The organism is Arsenicicoccus sp. UBA7492, assembly GCF_002479615.1.
Lineage (GTDB): Bacteria > Actinomycetota > Actinomycetes > Actinomycetales > Dermatophilaceae > Arsenicicoccus > Arsenicicoccus bolidensis.
This window is the reverse complement of sequence record NZ_DLOE01000048.1, coordinates 82,074-107,852: the sequence shown is the minus strand read 5'-3', so window position 1 is coordinate 107,852 and position 25,779 is coordinate 82,074. Positions and strand designations below refer to the sequence as shown.

At 72.6% G+C, this 25,779-nt stretch carries 26 protein-coding genes; 5 read left to right on the top strand and 21 right to left on the bottom strand.

Annotated features, from left to right (window positions below):
* Positions 1-16 precede the first annotated feature (16 nt).
* The 3 genes from B4E97_RS14710 to B4E97_RS14700 all read right to left on the bottom strand — a co-directional run bounded on the left by B4E97_RS14710 (position 17) and on the right by B4E97_RS14700 (position 3,797).
* Positions 17-562, bottom strand: a complete 546-nt coding sequence (locus tag B4E97_RS14710) for a hypothetical protein (RefSeq protein WP_286960462.1) — start codon at positions 560-562, stop codon at positions 17-19.
* Positions 562-2,469 carry a DNA primase gene (gene dnaG / locus B4E97_RS14705; RefSeq protein ID WP_286960461.1) on the bottom strand — a complete coding sequence of 636 codons (1,908 nt, stop codon included), beginning with the start codon at positions 2,467-2,469 and terminating at the stop codon, positions 562-564. The genes B4E97_RS14710 and dnaG overlap by 1 nt, the downstream gene beginning before the upstream one ends.
* Positions 2,470-2,531: 62 nt before the next feature.
* A complete protein-coding gene (locus B4E97_RS14700; protein WP_286960459.1) occupies positions 2,532-3,797 on the bottom strand; it encodes a deoxyguanosinetriphosphate triphosphohydrolase in 1,266 nt (421 codons plus the stop codon).
* Positions 3,798-3,888: 91 nt separating this feature from the next.
* On the opposite strand from B4E97_RS14700, the gene B4E97_RS14695 reads away from it, so the two are divergent.
* Positions 3,889-4,755: a sulfurtransferase gene (locus B4E97_RS14695; protein WP_286960458.1), complete on the top strand. Its 867-nt coding sequence runs from the start codon at positions 3,889-3,891 to the stop codon at positions 4,753-4,755.
* Positions 4,756-4,800: 45 nt separating this feature from the next.
* Here the strand turns inward: B4E97_RS14695 and dusB are convergent, their stop codons facing one another.
* The 6 genes from dusB to B4E97_RS14665 all read right to left on the bottom strand — a co-directional run bounded on the left by dusB (position 4,801) and on the right by B4E97_RS14665 (position 10,565).
* The gene (gene dusB, locus B4E97_RS14690; RefSeq protein WP_286960456.1) at positions 4,801-5,988 is read right to left on the bottom strand and encodes a tRNA dihydrouridine synthase DusB; all 1,188 of its coding nucleotides are present in this window, start codon (positions 5,986-5,988) and stop codon (positions 4,801-4,803) included.
* Positions 5,989-6,239: 251 nt separating this feature from the next.
* Positions 6,240-6,878 carry a phosphatase PAP2 family protein gene (locus B4E97_RS14685; RefSeq protein WP_286960454.1) on the bottom strand — a complete coding sequence of 213 codons (639 nt, stop codon included), beginning with the start codon at positions 6,876-6,878 and terminating at the stop codon, positions 6,240-6,242.
* A 10-nt stretch (positions 6,879-6,888) separates the two neighbouring features.
* Positions 6,889-7,563, bottom strand: coding sequence for a CE1759 family FMN reductase (locus tag B4E97_RS14680; protein WP_239266119.1), 675 nt, complete (start codon positions 7,561-7,563; stop codon positions 6,889-6,891).
* The gene (locus B4E97_RS14675; protein ID WP_029212421.1) at positions 7,560-8,705 is read right to left on the bottom strand and encodes an LLM class flavin-dependent oxidoreductase; all 1,146 of its coding nucleotides are present in this window, start codon (positions 8,703-8,705) and stop codon (positions 7,560-7,562) included. The genes B4E97_RS14680 and B4E97_RS14675 overlap by 4 nt, the downstream gene beginning before the upstream one ends.
* Positions 8,706-8,843: 138 nt before the next feature.
* Complete coding sequence (locus B4E97_RS14670; RefSeq protein ID WP_286960452.1) at positions 8,844-9,104, bottom strand: DUF2277 family protein; 261 nt, start codon at positions 9,102-9,104, stop codon at positions 8,844-8,846.
* Between the two features lie 90 nt (positions 9,105-9,194).
* Positions 9,195-10,565 carry a glycine--tRNA ligase gene (locus B4E97_RS14665; protein WP_286960450.1) on the bottom strand — a complete coding sequence of 457 codons (1,371 nt, stop codon included), beginning with the start codon at positions 10,563-10,565 and terminating at the stop codon, positions 9,195-9,197.
* Positions 10,566-10,595: 30 nt separating this feature from the next.
* Between B4E97_RS14665 and B4E97_RS14660 the strand changes: the two genes are divergently transcribed.
* Positions 10,596-10,889, top strand: a complete 294-nt coding sequence (locus B4E97_RS14660) for a DUF6703 family protein (protein ID WP_286960448.1) — start codon at positions 10,596-10,598, stop codon at positions 10,887-10,889.
* Positions 10,890-10,967: 78 nt separating this feature from the next.
* On the opposite strand, the gene B4E97_RS14655 is transcribed toward B4E97_RS14660, so the two are convergent.
* The 6 genes from B4E97_RS14655 to B4E97_RS14630 form a co-directional block, all read right to left on the bottom strand.
* On the bottom strand, positions 10,968-11,441 hold the full coding sequence (locus B4E97_RS14655) for a PaaI family thioesterase (RefSeq protein WP_286960446.1): 474 nt from the start codon (positions 11,439-11,441) through the stop codon (positions 10,968-10,970).
* A 228-nt stretch (positions 11,442-11,669) separates the two neighbouring features.
* Positions 11,670-12,446: a type I methionyl aminopeptidase gene (gene map, locus B4E97_RS14650; RefSeq protein ID WP_286960445.1), complete on the bottom strand. Its 777-nt coding sequence runs from the start codon at positions 12,444-12,446 to the stop codon at positions 11,670-11,672.
* A gap of 334 nt (positions 12,447-12,780) precedes the next feature.
* Positions 12,781-14,205 (bottom strand): argininosuccinate synthase, encoded by a 1,425-nt coding sequence (gene argG, locus B4E97_RS14645; protein WP_286960443.1) that lies wholly within the window; start codon positions 14,203-14,205, stop codon positions 12,781-12,783.
* A gap of 127 nt (positions 14,206-14,332) precedes the next feature.
* The gene (locus B4E97_RS14640) at positions 14,333-15,166 is read right to left on the bottom strand and encodes an isoprenyl transferase (RefSeq protein ID WP_286960595.1); all 834 of its coding nucleotides are present in this window, start codon (positions 15,164-15,166) and stop codon (positions 14,333-14,335) included.
* A gap of 52 nt (positions 15,167-15,218) precedes the next feature.
* Complete coding sequence (recO, locus tag B4E97_RS14635) at positions 15,219-15,947, bottom strand: DNA repair protein RecO (protein ID WP_286960441.1); 729 nt, start codon at positions 15,945-15,947, stop codon at positions 15,219-15,221.
* An 86-nt stretch (positions 15,948-16,033) separates the two neighbouring features.
* Positions 16,034-16,588 (bottom strand): GNAT family N-acetyltransferase, encoded by a 555-nt coding sequence (locus B4E97_RS14630; protein ID WP_019284637.1) that lies wholly within the window; start codon positions 16,586-16,588, stop codon positions 16,034-16,036.
* Positions 16,589-16,651: 63 nt separating this feature from the next.
* Between B4E97_RS14630 and B4E97_RS14625 the strand changes: the two genes are divergently transcribed.
* Positions 16,652-17,278: an alpha-ketoglutarate-dependent dioxygenase AlkB gene (locus B4E97_RS14625; RefSeq protein WP_286960438.1), complete on the top strand. Its 627-nt coding sequence runs from the start codon at positions 16,652-16,654 to the stop codon at positions 17,276-17,278.
* 65 nt (positions 17,279-17,343) lie between these two features.
* On the opposite strand, the gene B4E97_RS14620 is transcribed toward B4E97_RS14625, so the two are convergent.
* From B4E97_RS14620 to leuA, 3 genes are all read right to left on the bottom strand, one after another.
* Positions 17,344-18,558 carry a type II toxin-antitoxin system HipA family toxin gene (locus B4E97_RS14620; RefSeq protein WP_286960435.1) on the bottom strand — a complete coding sequence of 405 codons (1,215 nt, stop codon included), beginning with the start codon at positions 18,556-18,558 and terminating at the stop codon, positions 17,344-17,346.
* Positions 18,555-18,872, bottom strand: a complete 318-nt coding sequence (locus B4E97_RS14615; protein ID WP_286960433.1) for a helix-turn-helix transcriptional regulator — start codon at positions 18,870-18,872, stop codon at positions 18,555-18,557. Before B4E97_RS14615 ends, B4E97_RS14620 begins: the two co-directional genes overlap by 4 nt.
* A 153-nt stretch (positions 18,873-19,025) precedes the next feature.
* A complete protein-coding gene (gene leuA / locus B4E97_RS14610) occupies positions 19,026-20,747 on the bottom strand; it encodes a 2-isopropylmalate synthase (protein WP_286960431.1) in 1,722 nt (573 codons plus the stop codon).
* Between the two features lie 325 nt (positions 20,748-21,072).
* Between leuA and B4E97_RS14605 the strand changes: the two genes are divergently transcribed.
* Both B4E97_RS14605 and B4E97_RS14600 read left to right on the top strand, forming a co-directional pair.
* Positions 21,073-22,269 carry a M4 family metallopeptidase gene (locus tag B4E97_RS14605; RefSeq protein WP_286960429.1) on the top strand — a complete coding sequence of 399 codons (1,197 nt, stop codon included), beginning with the start codon at positions 21,073-21,075 and terminating at the stop codon, positions 22,267-22,269.
* Positions 22,270-22,278: 9 nt separating this feature from the next.
* Positions 22,279-23,004 carry a VOC family protein gene (locus B4E97_RS14600; RefSeq protein ID WP_286960427.1) on the top strand — a complete coding sequence of 242 codons (726 nt, stop codon included), beginning with the start codon at positions 22,279-22,281 and terminating at the stop codon, positions 23,002-23,004.
* Positions 23,005-23,010: 6 nt separating this feature from the next.
* Here B4E97_RS14600 and B4E97_RS14595 read toward each other — a convergent pair whose 3' ends face one another.
* From B4E97_RS14595 to B4E97_RS14585, 3 genes are read right to left on the bottom strand one after another with little or no spacing between them, the layout of a single operon-like run.
* A complete protein-coding gene (locus B4E97_RS14595) occupies positions 23,011-23,841 on the bottom strand; it encodes a hypothetical protein (protein ID WP_286960424.1) in 831 nt (276 codons plus the stop codon).
* Positions 23,838-25,409 (bottom strand): hypothetical protein, encoded by a 1,572-nt coding sequence (locus tag B4E97_RS14590; RefSeq protein ID WP_286960422.1) that lies wholly within the window; start codon positions 25,407-25,409, stop codon positions 23,838-23,840. The genes B4E97_RS14595 and B4E97_RS14590 overlap by 4 nt, the downstream gene beginning before the upstream one ends.
* Positions 25,406-25,699 carry a hypothetical protein gene (locus tag B4E97_RS14585; protein ID WP_029212402.1) on the bottom strand — a complete coding sequence of 98 codons (294 nt, stop codon included), beginning with the start codon at positions 25,697-25,699 and terminating at the stop codon, positions 25,406-25,408. Before B4E97_RS14585 ends, B4E97_RS14590 begins: the two co-directional genes overlap by 4 nt.
* Positions 25,700-25,779 lie beyond the last annotated feature (80 nt).

The window sequence follows — 25,779 nt, the reverse complement described above, 5'->3', positions numbered from 1 at the left end:
CCTCCGCCGGCAGCCCTCACGCCTCTGGCGGCAGCCCCACGGCGTCGCGCAGCTCCGCGATGGCGGCCGCCACGGCGCGCTGCACGACCGGATCACCAGCCGGCACGCCCTGGCCGTAGAGCGTCTGCACCAGCACCTCACGGGTCGCGAGCTCCTGCCGGACGACCACCCGCACGCTCCCCCGCCCGTGGGCGACCTTGACGTCGTGGTGGGTGATGACGCTGGCCTGGACCCGCTCCCGCAGGGCCGCGAGAGCGGTGGGGTCGGGCTGCGGCAGCACGAACCGCCAGGGCTCGGGCCCGTCGACCCACGTGACCGTGAGCGCCTCGTCCTCGCGGGACCACGAGCCCCGGTCCACGAGGTGCCAGGGGCGGGCCACCGGTGTCCCGGCGTCCGGGAGCAGCACCAGCTGGTGCTGGGTGATGACGAGGCGCAGCTCGGACGAGGGCGACTCCAGCACGGCGAGCACCCGGTCCTGCCTGGTGAGGCCGAGCCGATCGAGCTCGGTGCGCGACAGCGTCGGCTTGGGGTGCTGCGTGGCGCGCCTGGGCCAGGACACCATCAGGACATCTCCGATCGGAGGACGGCGAGCTCGCGCTGGAGCCCCTGGATGCGGATGCCGAGGGCACGGGACTCCCCGGGCTGGGCGGGGTCCATGCGCTGCAGCGCACTGATCGCGTCAGCGATGCGCCGGCGGAGCGTCACCTCGCGCACCCGACGGATCAGCTCGTCGGTGTAGCGCCGGCTGGGGATGCCGGTGGACGCGTCGAGCCGGGTGGGCACGGGCGCGACGGCGAGCTCGTGCAGCAGCGGCCGAACCTCCTCGTCGGCGTGCTCGGTGACGGCGGTGGTCCAGGCCTGGCCGGACACGGCGACGGCGGTCGACAGTCCCCCGGCCTCGTGCACCGCCTGCAGCACGAGCTGGTAGGCGGGTGCGACCATCGCCTCGGGCGCGAGGCCGTCGACCTCCTCGGGGTCGAACAACGAGGGGTACTGCAGCAGGCACTGCAGGAGCTGGTGCTCGGCGAAGACGACGGGGTCGCGCAGGTCCGGCCTCGGCAGGGCCGTGCTGCGGGGGTCTTGCGTCGCCTCTGGGGCCTGGGCGTGCGCGGGTGGGGAGACCGGCACCCGGGTGGCAGCCTGACCTGCGGTGGTGACCTCGTGGGCGACCTGCTCCACCGTCACGCCGAGCCAGCCCGCGACGGTCCGGATGTACTCCGGGCGCAGGCCCTGGTCGCGGATCCCGGCGATGATCGGCGCGACCGACCGGATCGCCATGACCCGGCCCTCGGCCGTCTCCAGGTCGAACCGGCCGATGGTGGTGCGGACGGCGAACTCGAACATCGGGACGGCGTCCTCGACGAGGTGGCGCACGGCGTCGTCGCCGCCGGACTGCCTCAGCTCGTTGGGGTCCTGCCCGGCGTCCGCGACCGCCACGAAGCTCTGCGACGCCCACCGCTGGTCCTCCGCGAAGGCCCGCATGGCGGCCTTCTGCCCGGCGGCGTCACCGTCGAAGGTGAAGATGACCTTGGCCGGAGACTGTCCCGCCTCGTCGCGCAGGATCCGCCGCAGCGTCTTGATGTGGTCGACGCCGAAGGACGTGCCGCAGGTCGCGACCGCTTGCTCGACCCCGGCGAGGTGGCAGGCCATCACGTCGGTGTAGCCCTCGACGATCACCGCCTGCCGGTCCCGGGCCATGGCGCGCTTGGCCAGGTCCAGGCCGTAGAGCACGGAGGTCTTCTTGTAGATCGGCGTCTCGGACGTATTGAGGTACTTGGCCTCGATCCGGTCGTCGTCGAAGATGCGCCGCGCGCCGAAGCCGACGGTGTCGCCGGTGACGTCGCGGATCGGCCAGACCACGCGACCCCGGAACCGGTCGTAGGGTCCGCGCCGCCCCTGGGCCGACAGGCCCGACGTGACGATCTCGTCGTCCGTGAAGCCCTTGGAGCGCAGGTGGTCGGTGATCAGCTCGCCACCTCGCGGCGCGTAGCCGACGCCGAAGACCGCGCAGTCCTTGCCGCTGAAACCCTTGGCGCGAAGGAAGTCTCGCCCTGCGCGCGCCTCGGGCATGGCCAGCAGCGCCTCGGCGTAGAACTCCGACGCGACGCGGTGGGCCTCGACCAGCCGCTGCCGCTTGCCGGCGGGCTCGCGCTGCGGCGCCTCGCCGTCCTCGTAGCGCAGCTCCACGCCGGCCCTCGCCGCCAGCCGCTCGACCGCCTCGACGAAGCTGAGGTGGTCGACCTCCTGCACGAAGCGGATGACGTCGCCGCCCTCGCCGCAGCCGAAGCAGTGGTAGGCCCCGACGGCCGGACGCACGGTGAACGACGGCGTCTTCTCGTCGTGGAAGGGGCACAACCCCTTGAGGCTGCCCGGCCCGGCGCTGCGGAGGGTGACGTGCTCGCGGACGACGTCCTCGATCGAGGTGCGCTCCTTGACCTGCGCGATGTCCTCGGGCTTGATCAGCGCCACCTGCACCTCCCCGTCGTCGTCGGGTCGAGTCTAGGCCGTATGCCGGAGCGCACGAGGCACCCTCACCCGCGCCAGGCCTGGTGCAGGGCGAGGGCACGGGCGTCGGTGAGGCTGGCGACCTGGTCCACCACGACCCGCAGCCGCTCCCCGTCGGTCTCGGCGGCCCGGTGGTCCGCGAGCAGCTCGCGGTCGAGCCGGGCCTCGGGGTCCGCGAGGAAGCCCTCGACCAGCCCCGCCACGACGATGCGCTCCTGCGCCATGAGGTCCACGCGCTCGCGGGTCTGCATGACGTAGTGCGCCGCGATGGCCTTGAGGACGGCGACCTCGGCGCGCACGTCCTCGGGCACGACCAGGTTGGCGGCATACCGGGTGAGCGGTCCGTGACCGTAGCGCTCCCGCGTCGCGCGCTCGGCGGCCCCGGCGAACCGCCCCACCAGGCGAGAGGTCAGGTCCTTGAGCCGCGCGAGGTCACGGCGCGACCCGCCGTCGAAGGTCACCGGCACCAGGTGGGGCACGACCAGGCGCCAGTAGGCCTCCTCCAGCGACCCGATCTCGACGTCGCGGGCGTAGCGGTCCCGGGCGATCGGCAGGACGTGCTCCACCGCCGCCCCGCGGTGGAGCTCGCGCACGTCGAGGCCCCCGGAGGCTATGGCGTCCTCGACGTCGTGCACGGAGTAGGCGACGTCGTCCGACCAGTCCATCGTCTGCGCCTCGATGCACCGATGGCTCGTCGGCGACCCTTCGCGCACCCAGTCGAAGGCCTCGAGGTCGTCGTCGTAGACCCCGAACTTGCGGGTCACGGTCGGTCCCTGGCCACGTCCCCAGGGGTACTTGCACGAGGCGTCCAGGCTGGCCCGCGTCAGGTTGAGCCCCGCCGAGCGGTCGGTGCCGGGGTGGAACCGCTTGGCCTCCAGTCGCACCAGGAGCCTGAAGGTCTGGGCGTTTCCCTCGAATCCCCCGATGTCCTGGGCGATCTCGTCGAGCGCCTGCTCGCCGTTGTGGCCGAACGGCGGATGGCCCAGGTCGTGGGCCAGGCATGCGGTGTCGACCACGTCGGCGTTGCACCCCAGCGCGCCGCCGAGCTCGCGCCCGATCTGGGCGACCTCGAGGGAGTGGGTCAGCCGGTTGCGGACGAAGTCGCTCGACCCCGGACGCACGACCTGCGTCTTGGCCGACAACCGCCGCAGCGACGCCGAGTGCACCAGCCGGGCCCGGTCCCGCGCGAAGTCGTCCCGGTCCCCCGACTTCTGCGCCGGGTCCTCGCCCACCCACCGATCACGGTCGGCCGCGGCATACCCCTCGTAGGCCGGATGTCCCTGCTGCGTCATCTCAATCAACCCCTCCTCACCTCTGAGCCAGCACTCTAGGGCGCCCCACCGACAGACCCCTCCACGCGGCCCGAGGCCTAGGCTTGGCGCCATGACCACGACGCCGTTGTCCCGTCTGCCCCTGATCTCGGTCCACGAGCTCGGCGAGGCGTTGCGTGCCCCCGTCGAGCATCGGCCCGTCGTCCTGGACGTCCGCTACGCCATGGGTCGATCCGACGGGCGCGAGCAGCACGCCGCCGGCCACGTGCCGGGGGCGGCCTACGTGGACCTGGACACCGTCCTGGCCGACATCCGCCCGGACGGCGCCGGTGGCCGGCACCCGCTCCCCCGGCCCGAGCAGCTGCAGGCCGGGCTGCGTGCCGCCGGTGTGCGCAGGGACCGCCCGGTCGTGGTCTACGACGACTGGCGCTCGATCGCCGCGTCCCGGGCCTGGTGGCTCCTGCGGCACGCCGGCCACGCCGAGGTCAGCGTCCTCGACGGAGGCTGGGGCGCGTGGCAGGCCGCGGACCTGCCCGTGGAGACCGGCGAGGTCACGCCCGAGCCAGGCGACGTCGAGGTGGGGCCCGGTGCCCTGACCGTGCTGGACGCGGACCAGGCGCTGCGCTACGCCGAGAGCAGCACGCTGCTCGACGCCCGGCCGGCCAACCGGTTCAAGGGCGAGGACGAGACCGTCGACCCCGTCGCCGGGCACGTCCCCGGTGCCGTCTCCCTGCCCGCGCTCGAGCTGGTCGATGACGAGGGGCGCTTCCTGCCGCGCGACGAGCTGCTCGCCAGGTTCCACCGGCGCGACGTCCACGACGGCAGCACCGTCGGCGTCTACTGCGGGTCCGGGGTGCAGGCCTGCCACGTCGCCCTGGCCGCGGCGGCGGTCGGCATCAGCGACGACCTGGCCGTCTATGCGGGGTCGTGGAGCGACTACATCGCCGACCCGAGCCGGCCGGTCGAGACCGGCGCCTGAGCGGTCCAGGCCGTATGCCGCAGCCCCCGCCCCCGCCCCCGATGATCAGCCGCCGCTGACGCTCAGCTCGGCCTCGGCGATGAGCCGCTGCTGGCGCTCGTCGATCTGCGGCGAGTCCAGCCACCCGTCGGGCAGGGCCACGGCCTTGGGCGACCCCGCCCGCCCCCGTGGTCCCTCGGCGGCCTCGTCCGGCCAGGGCACCGACGGGTCCAGCGTCAAGATCAGCTCGTCCAGCGCGGCCAGGGAGTCCACCAGGGCCAGGCGGTTGCGGACGTCGTGGCCGGCGGGAAATCCCTTGAGGTACCACGCGATGTGCTTGCGGATGTCGCGGCAGGCCTTGCCCTCGTCCTCGTAGAAGTCGGCGAGGTAGGCCGCGTGCCGGCGCATGGTGTCCCCCACCTCGCCGAGGTTCGGCCGCGCGCGATAGGTCACGCCGGCGAAGGCTGCCGCGAGGTCCGCGAACAGCCACGGCCGCCCCAGGCAGCCGCGCCCCACCACGACCCCGTCGCACCCCGTCTCGCGCACCATCCGCACCGCGTCCTCGGCGGACCAGATGTCGCCGTTACCGAGCACGGGGATCGTCGTCACGGCCTCCTTGAGCCGGGCGATCGTGGACCAGTCCGCCTGCCCCGAGTAGTGCTGGTTGGCGGTGCGGCCGTGCAGCGCGACGGCGGAGGCACCCTCCTGCTCGGCGATCCGGCCGGCCTCCAGGTAGGTGACGTGGTCGGCGTCGATCCCCACACGCATCTTGACCGTCACCGGGATGTCGTACGGTGCGGCCTCGCGCACGGCGGCCCGGACGATGGCGCGGAACCACTCCGTCTTCCACGGCAGCGCCGAGCCGCCGCCCTTGCGCGTGACCTTGGGCACGGGGCAGCCGAAGTTCATGTCGATGTGGTCGGCGCGGTCCTCGGTCGCGATGATGCGGGCCGCCTGCCCGACGGTGACCGGGTCGACGCCATACAGCTGGATCCCCCGGGGAGACTCGTCCTCGTCCATCTCGATGAGCTTCATCGTCAAGGGGACGCGCTCGACCAGGGCGCGCGTGGTGATCATCTCGGAGACGAAGAGCTGCTTGGCGCCGGGCGTGCCCGCCGCCGCAAGCCCGGCGGCCCCGTGCTCGCGGCACAGGCGGCGGAAGGCACGGTTGGTGATGCCGGCCATGGGGGCGAGCACGACGGGCGACTCATAGGTGTGGCGGCCGATGACGAGGGGCGGGAGGACAGCAGTCATATCCCGTCGATTGTCTCAGGCCGCGCCGGGTGCCGTTGTCGGGTGCCAACACGGGACGGTATGCCGAGCGCCCGCCGCATCACCCCCACCAGCCCCGCCGCCCCATCGTTGAGAGGCGACAGATGGGGGTCAACCGACCTCCATAACCCCCATCTGTCGCCTCTCAACGAGCAGACGACTCACGCCCGTCGGCCCACGCGCCTCGGGCGGCGACCTCCTGTCTGGACAGCCGGGCAGTGGCCCGGAGAGGGCTACAGCGTCGGTATGCCGAGGGCCCGCCGCACGGCGCCCGCCGTCCACGCGCCCAGCAGCGACCCCACGACGACGTCCGAGGGGTGGTGCATCCCGCGATAGACGCGAGACGCGGCGACGCTCACCGGGACACCCCACCGGATGGCCCGCGCGAGACCGCGCGAGCCGGGCACGTCCCGGCGGGCGATGGCGTGCGCGACGGTGAGGCTCATCGCGGTCGTGGCGCCGGTGTGCCCCGAGGGGAAGCTCGAGGTGTGGGCGGGCTTGTCGAGCCAGGGCACGTCGGGACGCTCGCGCCCGACCACCCGAGCGGCGCTCATGAAGCACACCGTCTCGATCGTGATGGCGGCGAGCGGCGCGACGGTCTCGCGCACGCTGCGGGTCTCGCGCCACAGCCACCCGCCGTACACCAGCGACATGACGATGGTGGCGGGCGTGTCGGCATACGTGGACGGCACCCAGGTGAGGGCGTTGCCGAGGGGAGTGCGGTGACGCACGCACCAGCGGTTGAGCTCGTCCTCGGCCGGCCAGCCCTGCAGCGGCCCCTCGATGACGCGCCCGAGGGCGGCGATGCCGACGCTGATCGCCGCCCCCGGCAGCACGACGTGACGCAACCAGGGGGCGAGGGGGTGAGCCATGGGCCGAACCCTAGCCCGTGTGCCCCGCCAGCAGCTGCTCGAAGGGGGTCACCGGCGCGAGCCCGACGCCGGAGGAGCGGGCGGCACGGTCCGACCGGTCCCGGTCGGCCGAGCCCTCGGCGAACCCCGCCACGGCCCCGGTCTCGGCCACGACCAGCGCGGCCAGCTCGGACGCCGCGCGGCGCACCCGGGAGGCCAGCCCCGACCCGGCCTCGGCGCCGCCGAAGTCCTCGGTCGCGGCGAAGACCCCGGTGGGCACGACGACGGCGCGCAGGTAGGTCAGCAGCGGCCGCATCGCGAAGTCCAGGACCAGCGAGTGGCGGGCGGTGCCGGCGGTGGCCGCGACGATCACGGGCATCCCGGTCAGCGAGTCCGGCGACAGGGCGTCGACGAACAGCTTGAACAGGCCGGCATAGCTCCCGTTGAACACCGGGGTCACGAGCACGAGGCCGTCGGCCGACGAGACGAGCTCGCGCGCCTCGTCCATCCGCGGCGTGGCCAGGCCCGAGGTCATCAGCTGCGCCAGGTCGGTCGCGAGCTCGCGCACCTCGATCACCTCGACGGAGGCGGCCTCCCCGCGCGCCGTCACCTGGGCGGTGACGGCGGCGGTGAGCTGGTCGGTGAGCAGGCGGGTGGACGAGGGCTGCGAGAGCCCGGCGGTGACGGCGACGATGCGGCGCGTCATACGGTCTCCTCCGTGGTGGCCGCCGACGCGAGGGAGGCGGTCGGCGTGACGAGGTGGTGCGGTGACTCGGGGCCGGCGGCCACGAGCGAGGCGTGGGTGGGCGGGTCGCTCGGAACGTGGGCCGGACGACGACGCTCGAACTCGGTGCGCAGGGTCGGGACGACCTCGCGGCCGAGGATCTCGATCTGCTCGAGCACCACGTCGAGGGGCAGGCCGGCGTGGTCCATGAGGAACAGCTGGCGCTGGTAGTCACCGGCGTAGTCCGCCGAGGCGAGGGTCCGCTCGATGACCATCTCGGGCGTGCCGACGGTCAGCGGGGTCGCGGTGGTGAACTCCTCCAGCGACGGGCCGTGGCCGTAGACGGGGGCGACGTCGAAGTAGGGGCGGAAGCGACGCTTGGCCTCCGCCTCGGTCTCGGCCATGAAGGCCTGACCGCCGAGCCCGACGATCGCCTGGTCCGCGGACCCGTGGCCGTAGTGCTCGAACCGCTGGCGGTAGAGCGAGACCATCTGCCGGGTGTGCTCCGGGCCCCAGAAGATGTGGTTGTGGAAGAAGCCGTCGCCGTAGTAGGCCGCCTGCTCGGCGATCTCGGCGCTGCGGATCGAGCCGTGCCACACGAACGGTGGGGTGCCGTCCAGGGGCGCGGGGGTCGAGGTGTAGCCGTGCAGCGGGGTGCGGAACCGACCCTCCCAGTCGACGACGGACTCGCGCCACAGCCGCCGCAGGAGGTGGTAGTTCTCGACCGCGAGCGGGATGCCCTGGCGGATGTCCTTGCCGAACCACGGGTAGACGGGGCCGGTGTTGCCGCGGCCCATCATCAGGTCGACGCGACCGCCCGACAGGTGCTGCAGCATCGCGTAGTCCTCGGCGATCTTGACCGGGTCGTTGGTCGTGATCAGGGTGGTCGCGGTGCTCAGCAGCAGACGCTCGGTCTTGGCGGCGAGGTAGCCCAGGTGGGTGGTGGGGGAGGACGGCACGAACGGCGGGTTGTGGTGCTCGCCGGTCGCGAAGACGTCCAGGCCGACCTCCTCGGCCTTGAGGGCGATCTGCGTCATGGCCGTGATGCGCTCGTGCTCGGTCGGGGTGCGACCGGTGGTCGGGTCCGTGGTGACGTCGCCGACCGAGAAGATGCCGAACTGCATGGGGTCTTCCTCCACGCTGTTGGTTGAATGTTCAACCACTCTAACAGGCGACCCCGGGGATCCATTCCCGTATGACGGGAAGGCCCGCCCGACGTGATCGTCGAGCGGGCCTGCTGCTCCGTGGTGGCGGTGGTGCGGTCAGCCGGCGGCGTCGAACGACTGACGCTCGTCGCGCCGGGGGCGGGAACGCTCGACCTCGGCTGCCGACTCCATGCGGTCGATGAGCGCCTGGGTGGCGACGGCCACCTGGAGGACGGTCTCCTCGAAGACCTCGCGATGCTCCGGCCGGGGGCGGGCGGAACCAGTGACGACGCGGACGTACTGCAGCGCAGCGGCGCGCGCCTCGGCCGACGTGGAGATCATCTCCGCGTCGTGCAGTGCTCGTAGCTGTCGGGCCATGGATCAACGATGGCACAGCTGCCCGGGTCAGGTGGTGAATACGGACGAATTAGCCGATATGGCCAGTTTCAACGACCTCGGACGAGGGCCTCAGCAGCCGACGAGGCGCTCGGCCAGGTAGCCCTCGAGCGCGTCCAGACCCACGCGCTCCTGCCGCATCGTGTCGCGGTCCCGGACCGTCACGGACCGGTCGCCGATCGTGTGGAAGTCGACGGTGACGCAGTAGGGGGTGCCGATCTCGTCCTGGCGGCGGTAGCGCCGCCCGATGGCCTGCGCGTCGTCGGTCTCGACCATCCAGTGGCGACGCAGGCGGTCGGCCAGGTCCGCGGCGAGCGGGGACAGGTCCGCGTGGCGCGACAGCGGCAGGACGGCGACCTTGACCGGCGCCAGGAGGGGGTGCAGCCGCAGCACGACCCGCTGCTCGACCCCGCCCTTGGTGGTCGGTGCCTCGTCCTCGGCGTAGGCGTCGACGAGGAAGGCCATGAACGCGCGGGTCAGGCCGGCGACCGGCTCGACCACGTGCGGGATGTAGCGCTCACCGGTCCGCTGGTCGTAGTAGCGCAGGTCCGCGCCCGACGCGTGCGAGTGCCGGGCGAGGTCGTCGTCGGACCGGTCCGCGATCCGCTCGAGCTCGCCCCACTCGGCCTCGGGGTCGCCGTAGTGGTACTCCAGGGTCGTGCCCCGCGTGGCGAAGTGGGCGAGGTCGTCCGCGGGCCGCTCGGTCCGGCGCAGGCGGGCCGGGTCCACCCCGAGGCGGACGTACCACTCGCGCCGCTGCTCCACCCAGTAGTCGTGCCACCCGGCCGCCGCGCCCGGCTCCACGAAGTAGGCCAGCTCCAGCCGCTCGAACTCGTGCGTGCGGAACGGGAACGCCCCGGGCGACAGCTCGTTGCGGAAGGCCTTGCCCGCCTGGGCGATCCCGAACGGCAGCCGACGCCGGGAGGTGGTCACGACGTTGGCGAAGTTGAGGAAGGCGCCCTGCGCCAGCTCCGGCCGCAGGTAGTGCGCCTCTCCCCCGGCCGCACCGGCCCCGAGCCGGGTCGACACCAGCCGCGTCACCGGGGACGCCTCGACCCACGAGCCCATGGCGCCGCAGGCGCGGCACGGGATCGCGTCCAGGCGCAGCCCCTCCTCGCCGGCCGCCTGGCGCAGCTCCGGCACCGCCGCCACGTCGTGGCAGCGCTCGCACTCCAGCACCGGTGCCGTGTAGGCGTCCACGTGCCCGGAGGCGCGCCATACGGCCGCGGGCAGCACGACCGAGGAGTCCAGCCCCACGACGTCCTCGCGCAGCTGCACCATCGCCCGCCACCACTGACGCTGGATCGCCTCCTTGAGGGCGACCCCGAGGGGGCCGTAGTCCCAGGCGCCGGTCCCGCCGTAGATCTCGCCGGAGGGGTAGGCGAAGCCCCGGCGCTTGCACAGCGACAGGACGTCGTCGATGGTCGAGCGATGCTGGGGCATGGACCGAAATCTAGTCGGTAGGGTGGTGCGGTGCCTGAGACCACCCCCCTGCGCCAGTCCGTCGAACGCGCCAGCACCCCCGCCGCCGCCGCCCTGTCGCGGCTCCCCGGCTGGGCCACCACCGTGGTCTGGGTCGCGCTGCTGGTGATCGCCGCGATCGTCGGCGGACCGGTCGGCTGGGTGCTGCTCGGCCTCGCCGTGGCCTTCGTCGCCTGGCTCCTCTACCTCGCGTGGCCCTACGCCTCGACCAACGCCAAGCTGATCCGCATCGCGGCCGCCCTGCTCGGGGCGGCCCTGGTCCTCGTCCGCCTGCTCCCCCGCTGACCCGCCGGGGGCCGGGGCATCGACCGGCCTTCGTCCCCCAGGCTGATGCCTTTACCGGCGGCGGGTCCTGACCGGCTCCTAGACGGGCGCCATCGACTGCGGCATCTGCACCGCCACGACCCGCCCACGAGCCACGACCGTCTCCCCCGCCGACACGGTCTCCTTGACGACGACCTTGCGCCCCTTGACCTGCTCGATCACGCCCCGCACCTCCAGCTCGACCCCCATCGGCGTCGGCGCGAGGTAGTCCACCTGCAGGCTCGCCGTGACATAGCGCAGCAGCGGCTCCGTCGCCGGGTCCAGCCCCGCCGCCCGCGACCCCGCGGCCGCCGCCGAGCCCGTCCCGTGGCAGTCGATCAGCGACGCCACCAGCCCGCCGTAGACATAGCCCGGGATCGCCGTGTGCTCCGGCCGCGGCGTGTAGCGCGCCACCGTCTCCTCGCCGTCCCAGTAGCTGCGCAGCCGGATCCCCGTCTCGTTGAGCCGCCCGCAGCCGTAGCAGTGCGCCACGTCCTCGGGATAGCCGTCCTGGAACGCCCTGCCGTCGCTCATCGCCCTGCCCCTCTCGTGTCGGTCACCCCGAGACTAGGGACGTCGGCCGTATGCCGCCCGCGCGCCCCCACGGTGGGTCGCCGAGCGGTGGCGCGGGGGCGTCATACGGTCGCCGCCAGCGTCAGGCCGCGGCCTGACGTCCGAGGTCCGAGGTCCGCGGCCTGAGGTCCGAGGGCCTGAGGTCCGAGGGCCTGAGGTCCGAGGTCCGAGGCCGGTGGTGCAGCGGGGTCAGGCCAGGCTCCGACGGTCCGTCAGGACGAGCGGCCCGTCCTCGGTGACGGCGATCGTGTGCTCGACGTGCGCGGTGCGGGAGCCGTCGGCGCTGCGCAGCGTCCACCCGTCGCGGTCCTTGGCGAGCTCGTCCGTGGTGGCCATGAGCCAGGGCTCGATCGCGATGACGAGGCCGGGACGCAGCCCGAGACCGCGTCCAGCACGCCCGTCGTTGGGGATGTGCGGCTCGCCGTGCATGGTGCGACCGACGCCGTGACCGCCGAACTGCGTGTTGACCCCGTAGCCCGCCTCCGCCGCCACCTCCCCGATGGCCGCGCTGACGTCGCCGAGCCGCTGGCCCACGCGCGCCGTGTCGATGGCCGCGGTCAGCGCCCGCTCGCAGGTGTCGATGAGCTCCAGGTCGGCCGGCGCGGCCTCGCCCACGATGAAGCTGATGGCGCTGTCGGCCACCCACCCGTCCACCGACGCGGCGAAGTCCAGGGTCACGAGGTCCCCGTCACGCAACCGATAGCGGTGCGGAAGTCCGTGCAGCACAGCGTCGTTGACGCTCGTGCAGATCACGTGCCCGAACGGCGAGTCGCCGAAGCTCGGGTGGTAGTCGAGGTAGCAGCTCGTCGCCCCGCGCTCCCGGATGAGCTCGTGCGCCCGCGCGTCGACGTCCAGCAGGTCCGTCCCCACGCCGACCTCGCGGCGCAGCGTCGCGAGCACCCGGGCGACGAACTCCCCCGCCGGGCGCATCGCCTGGACCTCGGCCGGCGTCTTGTACTCGATCACCCGCCAACCTTCTCATCCGGATGCTCGATGCCGGTGCAGGCGCGTGCGCATCCGGCCGTATGCCGCAGCGCCCACCGCCTCCCGGGCCCCGGCATACGGCCGTCCCCCGTCTCGGCGACCGTCCCCCGTCGGCCCGGCCATCCGCCGCGGCACCCACCAGCCCCCGTGGCGTGCTGCAGCTCGCCACGGACACCAGCCGCCGCCACGGGCACCGGAACGTCCCGCCGAGGCAGCTGGCGTGGACGAGCCTCGTCGTCAGTCCACACCCTCGGGACCGACTCCTCGACGCTCCGGGCCTCCCTCGTCCCTCGGTCGGGTCCTCACGCCTTCGTCGTCAGTCCACACCGAACTCGATCGCGGCGTGGTCCAGGCTCTCCACGTCCTCGTCCGCCTCCAGGTAGCGGCGGTCGCGCGAGATGCGGTCGGCCCCACCGGGTTCGAGCTCTCCCATCAGCCTGCCCTGAGCGACGCCGAGCAGCCCCATCCCGGCATACTGCTCGAGCCGGGCGCGGGAGTCGGCGATGTCCAGGTTGCGCATGGTCAGCTGGCCGATGCGGTCCACGGGACCGAAGGCCGCGCCCTCGGTGCGCTCCATCGACAGCTTGTCCGGGTGATAGCTGAAGCCGGGGCCCTGCGTGTCGAGGATCGAGTAGTCCTCGCCACGGCGCAGGCGCAGCGTCACCTCGCCGGTCACGGCGGAGCCGACCCAGCGCTGCACGGACTCCCGGATCATGAGCGACTGCGGGTCGAGCCAGCGGCCCTCGTACATCAGGCGACCGAGCTTGCGCCCCATCTCGTGGTAGGTCTCGAGGGTGTCCTCGTTGTGGATCGCGTTGAGCAGCCGCTCGTAGGCGACGTAGAGCAGCGCCATGCCCGGCGCCTCGTAGATGCCGCGCGACTTGGCCTCGATGATGCGGTTCTCGATCTGGTCGGACATGCCGAGGCCGTGGCGTCCACCGATGCGGTTGGCCTCGAGGACCAGCCCCACGTCGCTCGCGAAGCCCTCGCCGTTGATGGCGACCGGCCGGCCGGACTCGAAGCGGATCGTGACGTCCTCGGTCTCGATCTCGACCGAGGGGTCCCAGAACTTCACGCCCATGATCGGCTCGACCGACTCCAGGCCGGTGTCGAGGTGCTCGAGGGTCTTGGCCTCGTGGGTGGCCCCCCAGATGTTGGCGTCGGTGGAGTAGGCCTTCTCCGTCGCGTCGCGGTAGGGCAGGTCACGCGTGGAGAGCCACTCGGACATCTCCTTGCGCCCGCCGAGCTCGTCGACGAAGTCCGCGTCCAGCCAGGGCTTGTAGATCTTGAGCCCCGGGTTGGCGAGCAGGCCGTAGCGGTAGAACCGCTCGATGTCGTTGCCCTTGAAGGTCGAGCCGTCGCCCCAGACGTGGACGTCGTCCTCCAGCATGGCGCGCACGAGCAGCGTCCCGGTGACGGCGCGGCCGAGCGGCGTGGTGTTGAAGTAGTAGCGACCGCCCGTGCGGATGTGGAACGCCCCGCAGGTCAGCGCGGCCAGGCCCTCCTCGACGAGCTGGGGTCGGCAGTCGACGAGGCGGGCGGCCTCGGCGCCGTACTCCATCGCGCGGCCGGGGACGCCGTCGATGTCGGGCTCGTCGGGCTGGCCGATGTCGGCCGTGTAGGTGAAGGGCACGGCGCCCTTCTCTCGCATCCACGCGACCGCCACAGAGGTGTCGAGGCCGCCGGAGAACGCCAGGCCGACGCGCCGGCCGATGGGGAGGGAGGTGAGAACCTTGGGCATACGGTCATCATACGGGCGGCTGCATGGCTATGCACAATTGCTCGTATGCCGCGGCCCGGCGTCTCGCGCTGCCGCACCTGTCTCGCGCTGCAGCACGAGACGAGCTCGCCGCCGGTGCCGTGCCACCTCAGCGAGCGGCGTCCTCACCCGGCTTGTCCACCGCACCGCCGTAGCGCCGGTCCCGCTCGGCATAGATCTGCACGGCGCGCCACAGGTCCCGCCGGTCGAAGTCGGGCCACAGCGTGTCGAGGAACACCATCTCGGCATACGCGCTCTGCCACAGCAGGAAGTTGCTCGTGCGCTGCTCCCCCGAGGACCGCAGGAACAGGTCGACGTCGGGCATGTCCGGGTAGTCCAGGTGGCGCGCGATCGTCCGCTCGTCGATGCCGCGCGGCGACAGCCGGCCGGCCGCGACCTCCTCGGCGATGCGCCGCACGCTGTCGGCGATCTCGGCGCGACCGCCGTAGTTCACGCAGAAGTACAGCGTCAGGACGTCGTTGTCGCGGGTCAGGTCCTGGGCGTGCTCGAGCTCCTTGATGACGCTGGACCACAGGCGCGGCCGACGGCCGACCCAGCGCATCCGCACGCCCCACTCGGCCAGCTGGTCGCGGCGGCGGTGGATCACGTCGCGGTTGAAGCCCATGAGGAAGCGCACCTCGTCCGGGCTGCGGCGCCAGTTCTCGGTGGAGAAGGCATAGGCCGACAGGTTGGGGATCCCCATCTCGATGGCCCCCGCGACCACGTCGAGCAGGCTAGCCTCCCCCGCCTCGTGACCCTGGGTGCGCGGCAGGCCCCGCTGGTTGGCCCAGCGACCGTTGCCGTCCATGACGACGGCCAGGTGGTTGGGGACGAGCTCGCGCGGTATGCCGGGCGGCCGGGCGCCGGAGGGGTGCGGGAACGGCGGCCGGACCTGACCCTTCCACGCCTCCGCTCGACGGGGCTCGGCTCGACGGGACCTCAGCGCCACGACCTGCTCCTTCTGATAGCTCGGATCGACCTCCTGGATGCGCTGGTCACGTGCGCTCGACCAGCCGCAGCGACCGGACCCCGCGCTCGAGGTGCCACTGCACGAAGGCCGCGACCAGCCCTGCCCCCTCGCGCCGGTGCCGCACGTCGCTCGAGTCGGCGGTCTCCCAGTCGCCCGACAGCAGCGCCGACAGCAGGATCATCGTGGCGGGGCTGGGTGCGGCGGACCCCGGGGTGCGGCAGTCTCGGCATACGGCACCGCCGGAGGCGAGGTTGAAGCCACGGTGCGGGCCCGGCGCACCGCACCGCGCGCACTCGTCGAAGCTCGGCGCCCAGCCGGCCGTGGCGACCGCGCGCAGGAGATAGGCGTCCAGGACCAGGCCGCTGTCGTGCTCGTGCACCGCGAGGCTGCGCAGCGCGCCGGCCAGGAGCATGAACTGCTGGGCGTTGGGCTCGTGCTCGACCGTGAGCTGGTCGGCGGTCTCGACCATCGCGCTGGCCGCGGTGTAGGCGCCGTAGTCGCGCATGATCGTGTCGCCGTAGGCACCCAGCGTCTCGACCTGGGTCACGGTGTCGAGCGAACGCCCTTGGTAGAGCTGGACGTCCACGACCATGAACGGCTCGAGCCGGGCCCCGAAGCGGGACTTGGTGCGGCGCACGCCCTTGGCCACACCGCGGATCTTGCCGTGGCGCCGCGAGAGCATGGTGACGATGCGGTCCGCCTCACCCAGCTTGTGGGTGCGCAGGACCACCGCCTGATCCCGATAGAGCGCCATCACCCCCATCATCCCTGCTCCCGCCCGCAGGTCACTCCCCGACACCCACCCGGACACCCTCCCGGTGCGTTCAGGCCGGCGACCGGTCAGCGACGCACGGGCCAGTCCTCGGCGAGCAGGCCGTACACCCACGAGTCCGAGACCACGCCGTCGACGATGCAGTCCTGTCGCAGCGTCCCCTCCAGGACGAAGCCCAGCTTCTCCAGCACGCGACCGGACGCGGGGTTGCGGGTGTCGCACTCGGCCTGCACCCGGTTGAGCGGCAGCGCGTCGAACGCCCAGGTCAGCACGGCGCGGGAGGCCTCGGTGGCGTAGCCGTGGCCCCAGGACGTCTGGGTCAAGCAGTATCCGAGCCGGGCGCTGCGGAAGGTGTCGTCCCAGTCGACGAAGAGGCACCACCCGAGGAAGGCCCCGTCCTCGAGACGCTCGACCGCCACCCGGATGCCGCTGCCCTGCTCGGCCATGGTGCGGCAGCGCTCGAGGAAGACCCCGGCGCGGGCGGGATCGGTCCAGGGCGGTGAGTCCCAGTACTCCAGCACCCTCGCGTCGCTCATCAGGGCCGTCAGGTCGTCGGCATCGGACGCCGCGAACGGGCGCAGCAGCAGGCGATCGGTGCGCAGGGTGGGGGTGAGCAGCTCCATGCGGCCACCGTAGCGACGCGAAGAGACGGCGCCGAGGGAGTTTTCGGCGCTATGATCGAACGCATGATCGGACTGCAGGGCTCCATCTTCGACCTGGCGGAGGAGTGTGCGCCGGGTCCCCTCGACGGGATGCAGCGCACGGAGCTGACGCGGGGCGCCTGGGTCGATCACTTGCCCGGTTGGCTGCAGGGCTCAGACCAGCTCTTCGACCGCCTCGTCGAGGTCGTGCCGTGGCACGCGGAGGAGCGCCAGATGTACGACAACGTCGTCGCGGTCCCGCGCCTCACCAAGTACTACGGCTCGCGCGAGACGCTGCCCGACCCCCTGCTCGACGACCTCCGGGACCGACTGTCGGCGCACTACCTGCCCGAGCTCGGCGAGCCCCTGACCAGCGCGGGGCTCTGCCTCTATCGCGACGGCGCCGACTCGGTCGCCTGGCACGGAGACACGATCGGTCGCGGCTCCACTCACGACACGATCGTCGCCATCGTCTCGGTGGGGGCGGCACGCACGCTGGCCCTGCGGCCCCGCGGGGGTGGCCCCACCGCGCACCGGTTCTCCCTCGGTCACGGCGACCTCGTCGTCATGGGTGGTTCGTGCCAGCGGACGTGGGAGCACGCCATACCGAAGTCGACCTCCGCCACCGGCCCCCGCATCTCGATCCAGTTCCGCCCCCGCGGCGTCCGCTGACCCTCCCCCCACTCCACCGACATCGTGGGGGTTTCGTCCAACGTCCTTGGACGAAACCCCCACGATCATCGTTGGTCGGGCGAGGTGAACGCCGTTGCCATGCGGGCTCGCTCGCGCTCGCCGATGCCGTATGACGCCGCTGCGCGGTCCCACCCGCTCGCGGCGGCCCGGACCTCGTCCAGGATCCGCGCGGCGTCGGCCGCCCCGAGGCGGAAGTACTCCGCGACGTCCAGCGCCGCCTCGATCGACCCTCCGTCGCCCGGGTCGGCGACGTCCGTGGCGAAGGGGCCGGCGAAGGGCGTCGGGTTGAGGTCGAAGGCCGGCGAGAGCACCCACCCGTCGCCCTCGCGCAGGAAGCCGTGGTTGCGCAGGTGGTCGTCCGTGTTGTTGATCAGGGCGCCGAGGACGACGCGTCGCCAGAGCTGGTGCAGGTCCTCGCGCGCCCGGGGCGAGACCTGCTCGACCACCTCGGCGATGTCCAGGTAGGTCGCGCGGTCGCCGTCGGTGGCCTCGAGCATCGTCATGGCGCTGACGTAGCCGAGACGGTCGGCGCCCCGCCGGTCGAAGCGCTCCACGACCAGCACGTCGCGGCCGCCCACCGCCACGAGCCGTGACGGCGGCACGACGACCTGCGCCGCGGCGGCCAGGTCGAGCGCGACCTTCTCCCAGGCCATGACGTTCCAGTCGTCGTGCCGGTCCGCGGGGAACTTGGCGATGCCGACCGCCCCTCCGGGCAGGCGCACGTGAGCCTTGGGGCGTGCCCCGCCGAGGGACGACCCGGCACCGACGAGCCGCCGCAGCTCCCCCAGGTCGGCCTCGTCGGACAGCACCTTGTCCGCCAGCGACAGCAGGGTGCCGAGCTCGGTGAGGACGGGCCCGCCGTCCTGCGCCCCCGCCCGGAAGCTGCCCGGCGGGTCCGTCGGCAGGCGGTAGCGGAGCGCGCCCTGCCGCAGGTCGTCGCGCACGCCGAGCAGGAAGTCGGACTCCCCTGGCTGACGGGGCGTCTCGCCAGCCTCGCGAGCCGCCTCGGCGAGGGTGCGCCGCACCAGCGTCCGCCCCCACCGGTCGGGCGCGCTGTCCGCGAAGGCGCCGAACAACCGCCCCGCACTGTGGAACCCACCGGATCGCAGCGGCAGACCGGGCTCGAGCGCATAGGCGCCCTCGCGCGCGAGGTAGCCCGGGTCGTAGGTGAAGGTGAGGGACTCGGCCCCGCGCCCCTGGTGCACGTGCATGGTCCCCACCCGCACGTCGGGGTCGAGCCACACCTCGACGGTGATCACGGCTCCCCCGCTCCGGCCCGGCGTCGCACCCGCCGCGGCAGGAGCTCCTCCGCACGCAGCCGTCCCACGTCGCTGCGGAGGGGATCGACCGACGCCACGATCTCGTCGAGCACACCCAGCGCCCGGGCCACCCGCAGGGCGTGCTCCAGCGCCGCCCCCTCACCGGCCTCGAGGCGCTTGACGGTGCGCTCCGAGATGCCTGCGCGGTCGGCGACCTGGGCCACCGTCAGTCCCTGCAGCACCCGCCAGCCGCGCAACGACTCCCCCAGGCTCGCCAGAGCGCGGGTGACGGGGCGTGGCGTCGGGCTCGTCATACAGCCAAACTAGCAACACGGGGCCAGATCTGACCCCTTAACCCTGCAACTAGGCCAGATCTGTCCCCCCACAACCGCAGGTCGTGAGTGTTCGGTCCAAGACTCTTGGACCAAACACTCACGATCGTGGGGGTGGGTGGGAGGGGTGAGTCGTCAGCGCTCGGCGCGGTTGACCGCCGAGACCACGGCCTCGATCGAGGCGCGCAGGATGTTCTCGTGCAGGCCGATGCCCCAGAGGACGCGCTCGCCGACGGCACACTCGACGTATGACGCCGCCCGGGCGTCGCCACCCGCCGACATGGCGTGCTCGGCGTAGTCGAGGACGCGCACGTCGACGCCATAGGCACCCAGCGCGTCGACGAAGGCCGCGATCGGACCGTTGCCGCTGCCCGTCAGGACCTGCTCGACCCCACGGTCGTCGATCCGGAAGGACCACGTGCCGCGTCCGCCCTCGCCCTCGTCGTCCGTGCGAACTCCCTTGAGCGCGAACCGGCCCCAGCGCCGCTCGGCCGGCAGGTACTCGTCCTCGAAGACCTCCCACAGCTGCGCCGGCGACACCTCGCCGCCCTGCGCGTCCGTGCGGGCCTGCACGACGGCGCTGAACTCCATCTGGAGGCGGCGCGGCAGGTCCAGCCCGCGCTCGGACTTGAGGATGTAGGCGACGCCGCCCTTGCCGGACTGGCTGTTGACGCGGACGACCGCCTCGTAGGACCGGCCGATGTCGTGCGGGTCGATCGGCAGGTAGGGCACGCCCCACACGAGCTCGTCGATCCCCTTGCCGGAGGACGCGGACTCGCGGTCCATCCAGTCGAAGCCCTTCTTGATGGCGTCCTGGTGCGACCCGGAGAAGGCCGTGAAGACGAGGTCGCCGCCGTAGGGGTGGCGCTCGTGGACGGGCAGCTGGTTGCAGTGCTCGACCACCGAGCGGATGCCGGCCATGTCGGAGAAGTCGATCTGCGGGTCGATGCCCTGGCTGACCATGTTCATGCCGAGCGTGACCAGGCAGACGTTGCCGGTGCGCTCGCCGTTGCCGAACAGGCAGCCCTCGATGCGGTCCGCCCCGGCCAGGTAGCCCAGCTCGGCCGCCGCGACGCCCGACCCGCGGTCGTTGTGCGGGTGCAGGGACAGCACGACGGACTCGCGGCGGTCCAGGTGCCGGCTCATCCACTCGATCGAGTCGGCGTAGACGTTGGGCGTGGCCATCTCGACCGTGGCCGGCAGGTTGATGATGATCTTGTGGTCCGGGGTCGGGTCGATGACCTCGATGACCTTGTTGCAGACGCGGGCGGCGAACTCGAGCTCGGTGCCCGTGTAGGACTCCGGGGAGTACTCGTAGTAGATGTCCGTGTCGGGCAGCGTCTCCTCGAGCTTCTTGCACAGGCGGGCGCCCTGCAGCGCGATGTCGACGATGCCGTCCTGGTCGAGGCCGAAGACGACCTTGCGCTGCAGCACCGAGGTGGAGTTGTAGAAGTGGACGATCGCCTGCTTGGCGCCCCGCAGGGCGTCGTACGTGCGCTCGATCAGGTGGTCGCGGCACTGCGTGAGGACCTGGATCGTCACGTCGTCCGGGATGTGACCGCCCTCGATCAGCTGGCGGACGAAGTCGTAGTCGGTCTGGCTGGCGCTCGGGAAGCCGACCTCGATCTCCTTGTAGCCCATGGCGACGAGCAGCTGGAACATGCGCAGCTTGCGCTCCGGGCTCATCGGGTCGATGAGGGCCTGGTTGCCGTCCCGCAGGTCGACGGCGCACCAGCGCGGGGCGGCCTGCATGACCTTGTCGGGCCAGGTGCGGTCGGGCAGCTCGACGCGGATCTGCTCGTGGAAGGGGACGTACTTGCCAACCGGCATCGGGCTGGGCTGCTGGGGGTGGATCATGCTCTCGTGCCTCACAGTTCGCTGGTCGCTGTCATGCTCGACGGCCGAGCAGAGCGAGCTCCGCGGCGAGGGCGGCCGTCTCTAGAGGGCCTCGCCGCGGCAGGGAAGGAGGAGGCTCCAGGTGGCCGGGTGGACGGCCCCGTTCCGCATACGCACGATCCTGACCGTATGGCGATGCCCCCGGCCCGTCCACCTGGCACGCCGGGCGGTCCCGCATCCTGGGACGCCGTGTCCACGTGACGTCCTGCTGGAGACGGCGCGGGGCGTTCTCCTGATGGCGCGGTCTCGGCAGGTAGTCGAGCCCCAGCAGTCACATGCTGGTCGTATGCCGACCGCGCCTGCGCAGCTCCCCGCCCCCGTCCTGCCGCGCTGCTGCGGCATCGTCCCGCCGCACCTGCTGCGGCACATCGCCGAGGACGCGCCGGAGCGGCGCGCGGTCGAGGCGGCGCGGCACACGTTGCAGCACGACACGCGCAAGCGCAGCACACGCGAGGTCCGCACCACCCGTCCGGAGCCGCGCCTGCCGGGGGCGATCGGCCTGCGGGACTCGCGCACCCGTCATACGACTCCTGCTGCGCCACAACCGGGCTCACCGTCGCAGCCCGCCACGCTGAAGCCCGACCGCCGCCTCCACGACGCCCGGCACGGCACGACCCTGCCCGGTCAGCTGGTCCGCTCCGAGGACGATCCCCCCACCAAGGACGAGTCCGTGACCGAGGCCTACGACGGGCTGGGGGCGACCTATCGCCTGCTGGCGGACGTCTACGGCCGGGGCTCGCTCGACGGGCGCGGGCTGACGCTGGTGGCGACGGTGCACTACGACCGGGACTACAGCAACGCCTTCTGGGACGGCGAGCAGATGGTGTTCGGCGACGGCGACGGGGTCTACTTCGCGTCGTTCACCGACTCCATCGACGTCATGGGCCACGAGCTGGCGCACGGCATCACGCAGTTCACGGCGGGACTGACCTACGTCGGGCAGTCCGGCGCCCTCAACGAGTCGATCTCGGACGTCATCGGCTCGCTGACCAAGCAGCACTCCCTCGGGCAGACCGCGGACCAGGCCGACTGGCTGATCGGGGCCGGGATCTTCACCCCCAAGGTCCACGGGGTGGCGCTGCGGTCCATGAAGGCGCCCGGCACGGCCTATGACGACCCCGCCCTGGGCAAGGACCCGCAGCCGGGGTCGATGGAGGACTACGTCGACCTGCCGCACGACAGCGACAACGACAACGGTGGGGTCCACATCAACTCCGGCATCCCCAACCGCGCGTTCTACCTCGCGGCGGCTGCGCTGGGCGGGCACGCGTGGGAGCGGGCCGGACAGGTGTGGTGGGACGTGCTGACGGCGGCGCACGGCGTGCGGATCCCGCAGGACTGCGACTTCGCCCGGTTCGCGCGGGCCACCCTCGACGCGGCGGCCGCCCGCTACGGTGCCGACAGTGAGGAGAGCACCGCCGTCGCACAGGCGTGGCAGCAGGTCGGGGTCGAGCCGGCCACCGGCAAGGACTCCGACGACTAGCGTGGTGGCGTGCGCCTCGAGAATCTGGTCATGCAGGCCCGCGACGCCGAGCGCGTCGGTGTCTTCTGGACCCAGGCCCTGGGGCTGGTGGACGCCGGCCCCACGGACTTCGGGTTCGAGGGCCGGCTGGTGCTCGGCGACGACCTGTTCCTCGACCTCAGCGTCGAGCAGGTCGACCGGGCGCCGACCCCCTCCCCTCGGCTACACCCCGACCTGGCCGGCGGCGCGCGCCAGCAGGAGGTGGTCGACCGTCTGCTCGGCCTGGGCGCTCGGCACCTTGACGTCGGTCAGCGCGACGTGCCGTGGGTCGTGCTCGCCGATCCCGACGGCAACCCCTTCTGCGTGATGGAGGATCGCGAGGCCTTTCGCGACACCGGGCCGATCGCCGCGCTGCCGCTGGACAGCGCCGATCCCGAGCGCGACGCCGCGCTGTATGCCGCCCTGACCGGATGGGTGCAGGTCGTCGGCTCCGCGCCGGTCACGCTGCGGCACCCGAGCCTGCGAGGCCCTCTGCTCGAGCTCTGCCGAGAGCTGTCGCCCAAGCAGGGTCAGAACCGGCTGCACCTCGACGTCCGGCCCGAGGCCGACGATCCGTCGCGGGACGAGCTCGTCGACCTCGCCCTCACCTTCGGGGCCACCCGCGCCGACGACGACTGGGCACAGGGGCATCACTGGGTCGTCCTGCGGGACACCTCGGGCAACGAGCTCTGCATCCTCGACCAGCTGGACGGCTAGCAGCCCCTATCTCCCGGCGCCCCAGCGCCACAGCGTCCGATGCACCGGGCCGGCGTCGAGATAGCGCAGCACGACCTCGATGTCGGCGTGCAGCTGCTCCAGCCCGCGCCGGTAGTGCGCCGGGAAGCGGTGCTGGAGGGGATCGATGCTGTCGCGGGCCACGGCTGCGGTGGCGAGCAGGTCCGGGAGCCGGGTGCGTGGCACGCGGACGTGCAGCCGGCCGTCCACCGTGTCGAGGTAGAGCAGGCACCGGCCGGTCAGGGGCAGCACGGCCGCCGCGGCCTCCGCCCGCAGCTGGTCGCTGCGCCCCTGCCCGAGACGACCCCAGCAGGACCGCAGCGCAGAGGTGTAGCGAGACGAGGCCAGGTAGCGCTGGGCGAGCAGCTGGCAGGTCTCGTACTCCTCGTTGTCGAGGACGGCGGCCGACTGCCTGAGCGCGTCGATGAGCAGCAGCAGAGCGAGCGGCCCGCTGCCCAGCTCGAGCGACTCCGCCGCGAGACGCCGCTGGTCGGCCGGCAGTCGGGCCGTATGACGCTGCAGGAGGTCCGCGATGCGTCCGTCGATCGGCTCCAGCGCCTGCGGGGCCGGTGAGCGCAGGAACCCCCACAGCTCCAGCGGACGATGATCGGGGTTGCCGGGCGCCAGGCCAGGGGACAGTGCGCGACAGTCGGCCAGGTCCGCGCGCAGGTCCTGCCCGCTCAGGGTCACGGCCCCGAGCGCGTCCGGGTCCAGCAGCGCCATGAACTCGATCTCGCGGGCGGCAGTCGTCAGGACCTCCGCCTCCAGGTCGTGCAAGGACACGGCGACGGCGTCGGGGTACTGCGCCAGCAGCTTCATCGTCGCTCCTCCGAGCTCCACGGCCAGGTCCACGTCGGCTGGGTGCCGTCCCTGAGCGTGGTCAAGGTCGTGGTCATCTCGGTCCTCCAGGTCGTCGGGGGCTTCTCGGGGAGGGGGTTTCGGTCGACATACTCCTGCTGCAGATCGCCCGGCGCGGTCCGCGGGGGCGGCGTGGGATCGAGCCCCTCCCTCGCGCGCTGCGCGGCGTCCTGGGCCAGCATCCGCTGCTCGTGGGCCTCCTGCGTGACGCGGAAGCTCGTGCCGCCGTCGGACGCGCGCTCGTTGGTGATCACGATGTGCTGGTCGGTGCGGTCCAGGTGGTAGGCCCGCTGACCGGCCAGCTCGACGCGCGGCTGGGTGTACATCGTGCGGAAGATGCGCTCCTCGAGCTCCGCGTGCGACGTGATCTCCGGCATGTCGGGGGTGTGGACCTTGGCGCCCTTCTTGTCGAGACCGAGCACGTGCTTGTCGTAGGAGTGGCCCCGGGCGATCCGCTGCGCCGTGGCGCCGTACTCCACGTGCACCCGGTTGGTCACCTTGCCGAACATGTCGTGGGCGGCGCGGTTGCGGGCGACCTCGACGGCCCGCGGGTCGGGCCGCGGCGTGCGCACGACCCGGGGGCGCTGCCCGTCTAGATATCCCTGGGAGACGGCGGTCGCCGCGCGAGCCCACAGCGTGAGGGTCGAGTGCTGCACGGGGACGTCCATCACGTATGGCGCGCCGTCCGGGGACTCGAACGGCTCCGCCTCGTGGGCCCACTCGTAGGGGTGCGTGTAGACCCACTGCGCCAGCTCGTGATCGCCGGTCGCCAGCAGCACGGAGCGCGCGAGCATCCCGGCGTCCCCGTGGTCGGAGTACTCGTCCGCCGCGGTGGCGAACGCCTCGTCCTCGGCATAGCGCTGCCGTGACTCCTCGCTCACCGGGCCCCGGCCCCTCTTGTGGGTGTGCGAGGAGACGACCCCCACCACCTGGTGGGCACGGGTGCGCAGGTCCTCGTCGCGGGAGGCGGCCGAGGCGGCCACGGAGGTGGCCGTGGCCACGCCGGGTCGACAGACGGCCGAGGACGAGGTCACCTCCCCGGCGCCGATGCCGGCCAGGGCCCGGGCGAGCGAGTGGTCGACGTCGTCAGCCGTCGCCAGGAGTGCCTGGACATCGCCCTCCGCCGTGGTCCGCAGACCGAGCCGCTCGGCCGGCGACCACGCCGCGTCCACGGCCGGGAGGCACGCCTGCAGGTCGACGACCCGCCCGTCGTCGGTGAGCTCGAACCCGGTGGTGCGCAACGACTCCTCGAGCTGACGCAGGGCGACGACGAGCTGGTCGAGCCGTCCGGCGGCCGCCTGCAGGGCCTCGGCGACCGCCGCGACCTCGGCCGCCTCGGCCCGCACGCCTGCCCTGACGCCGTCGAGCCCGGACCGCGCGGCGTCGGCGGCCTCGCCGCGCCATCCGGCGACCTCGTCGGGCAGCCGCTGGGCGACGCCGCCGAGGGTCACGGCACGCCCGCCGACCGAGGCGGCCACGTCGCGGACCCCGGACGCCGACCAGCGCCGCACCTGCTCCAGCGTCGTCATGGCGCACCGTCCAGGGCGGTCGTCGCCGCGTCCTCGCACGCGCCGTAGGCCTCGCCCGCGCCCACGAGGGCGTCACCGAGCAGGCCAAGGGCCTGGTGCAGCAGCGCGAGCCGGCCGTCCAGCAGCTCGGCCAACCTGGATGCCACCTCGGCGCTGACGCTGCCGGGGAGAGCACCGGCGAGCGGCTCCACCACCGGCGCGACGCGCGCGTGGGCCAGCTCGTCGGCGGCGCCACGCACGCAGGTGCCGCCGTCGACGACGGCCGGCACGGTCACGACATACCGGCTCATCTGCGGGCCACCTCCTGCTCGACTGATGTCAGGAGGGTATGGCGACCGCCGCCTCGCGGCCCCGCGTCATCCACAGGCGG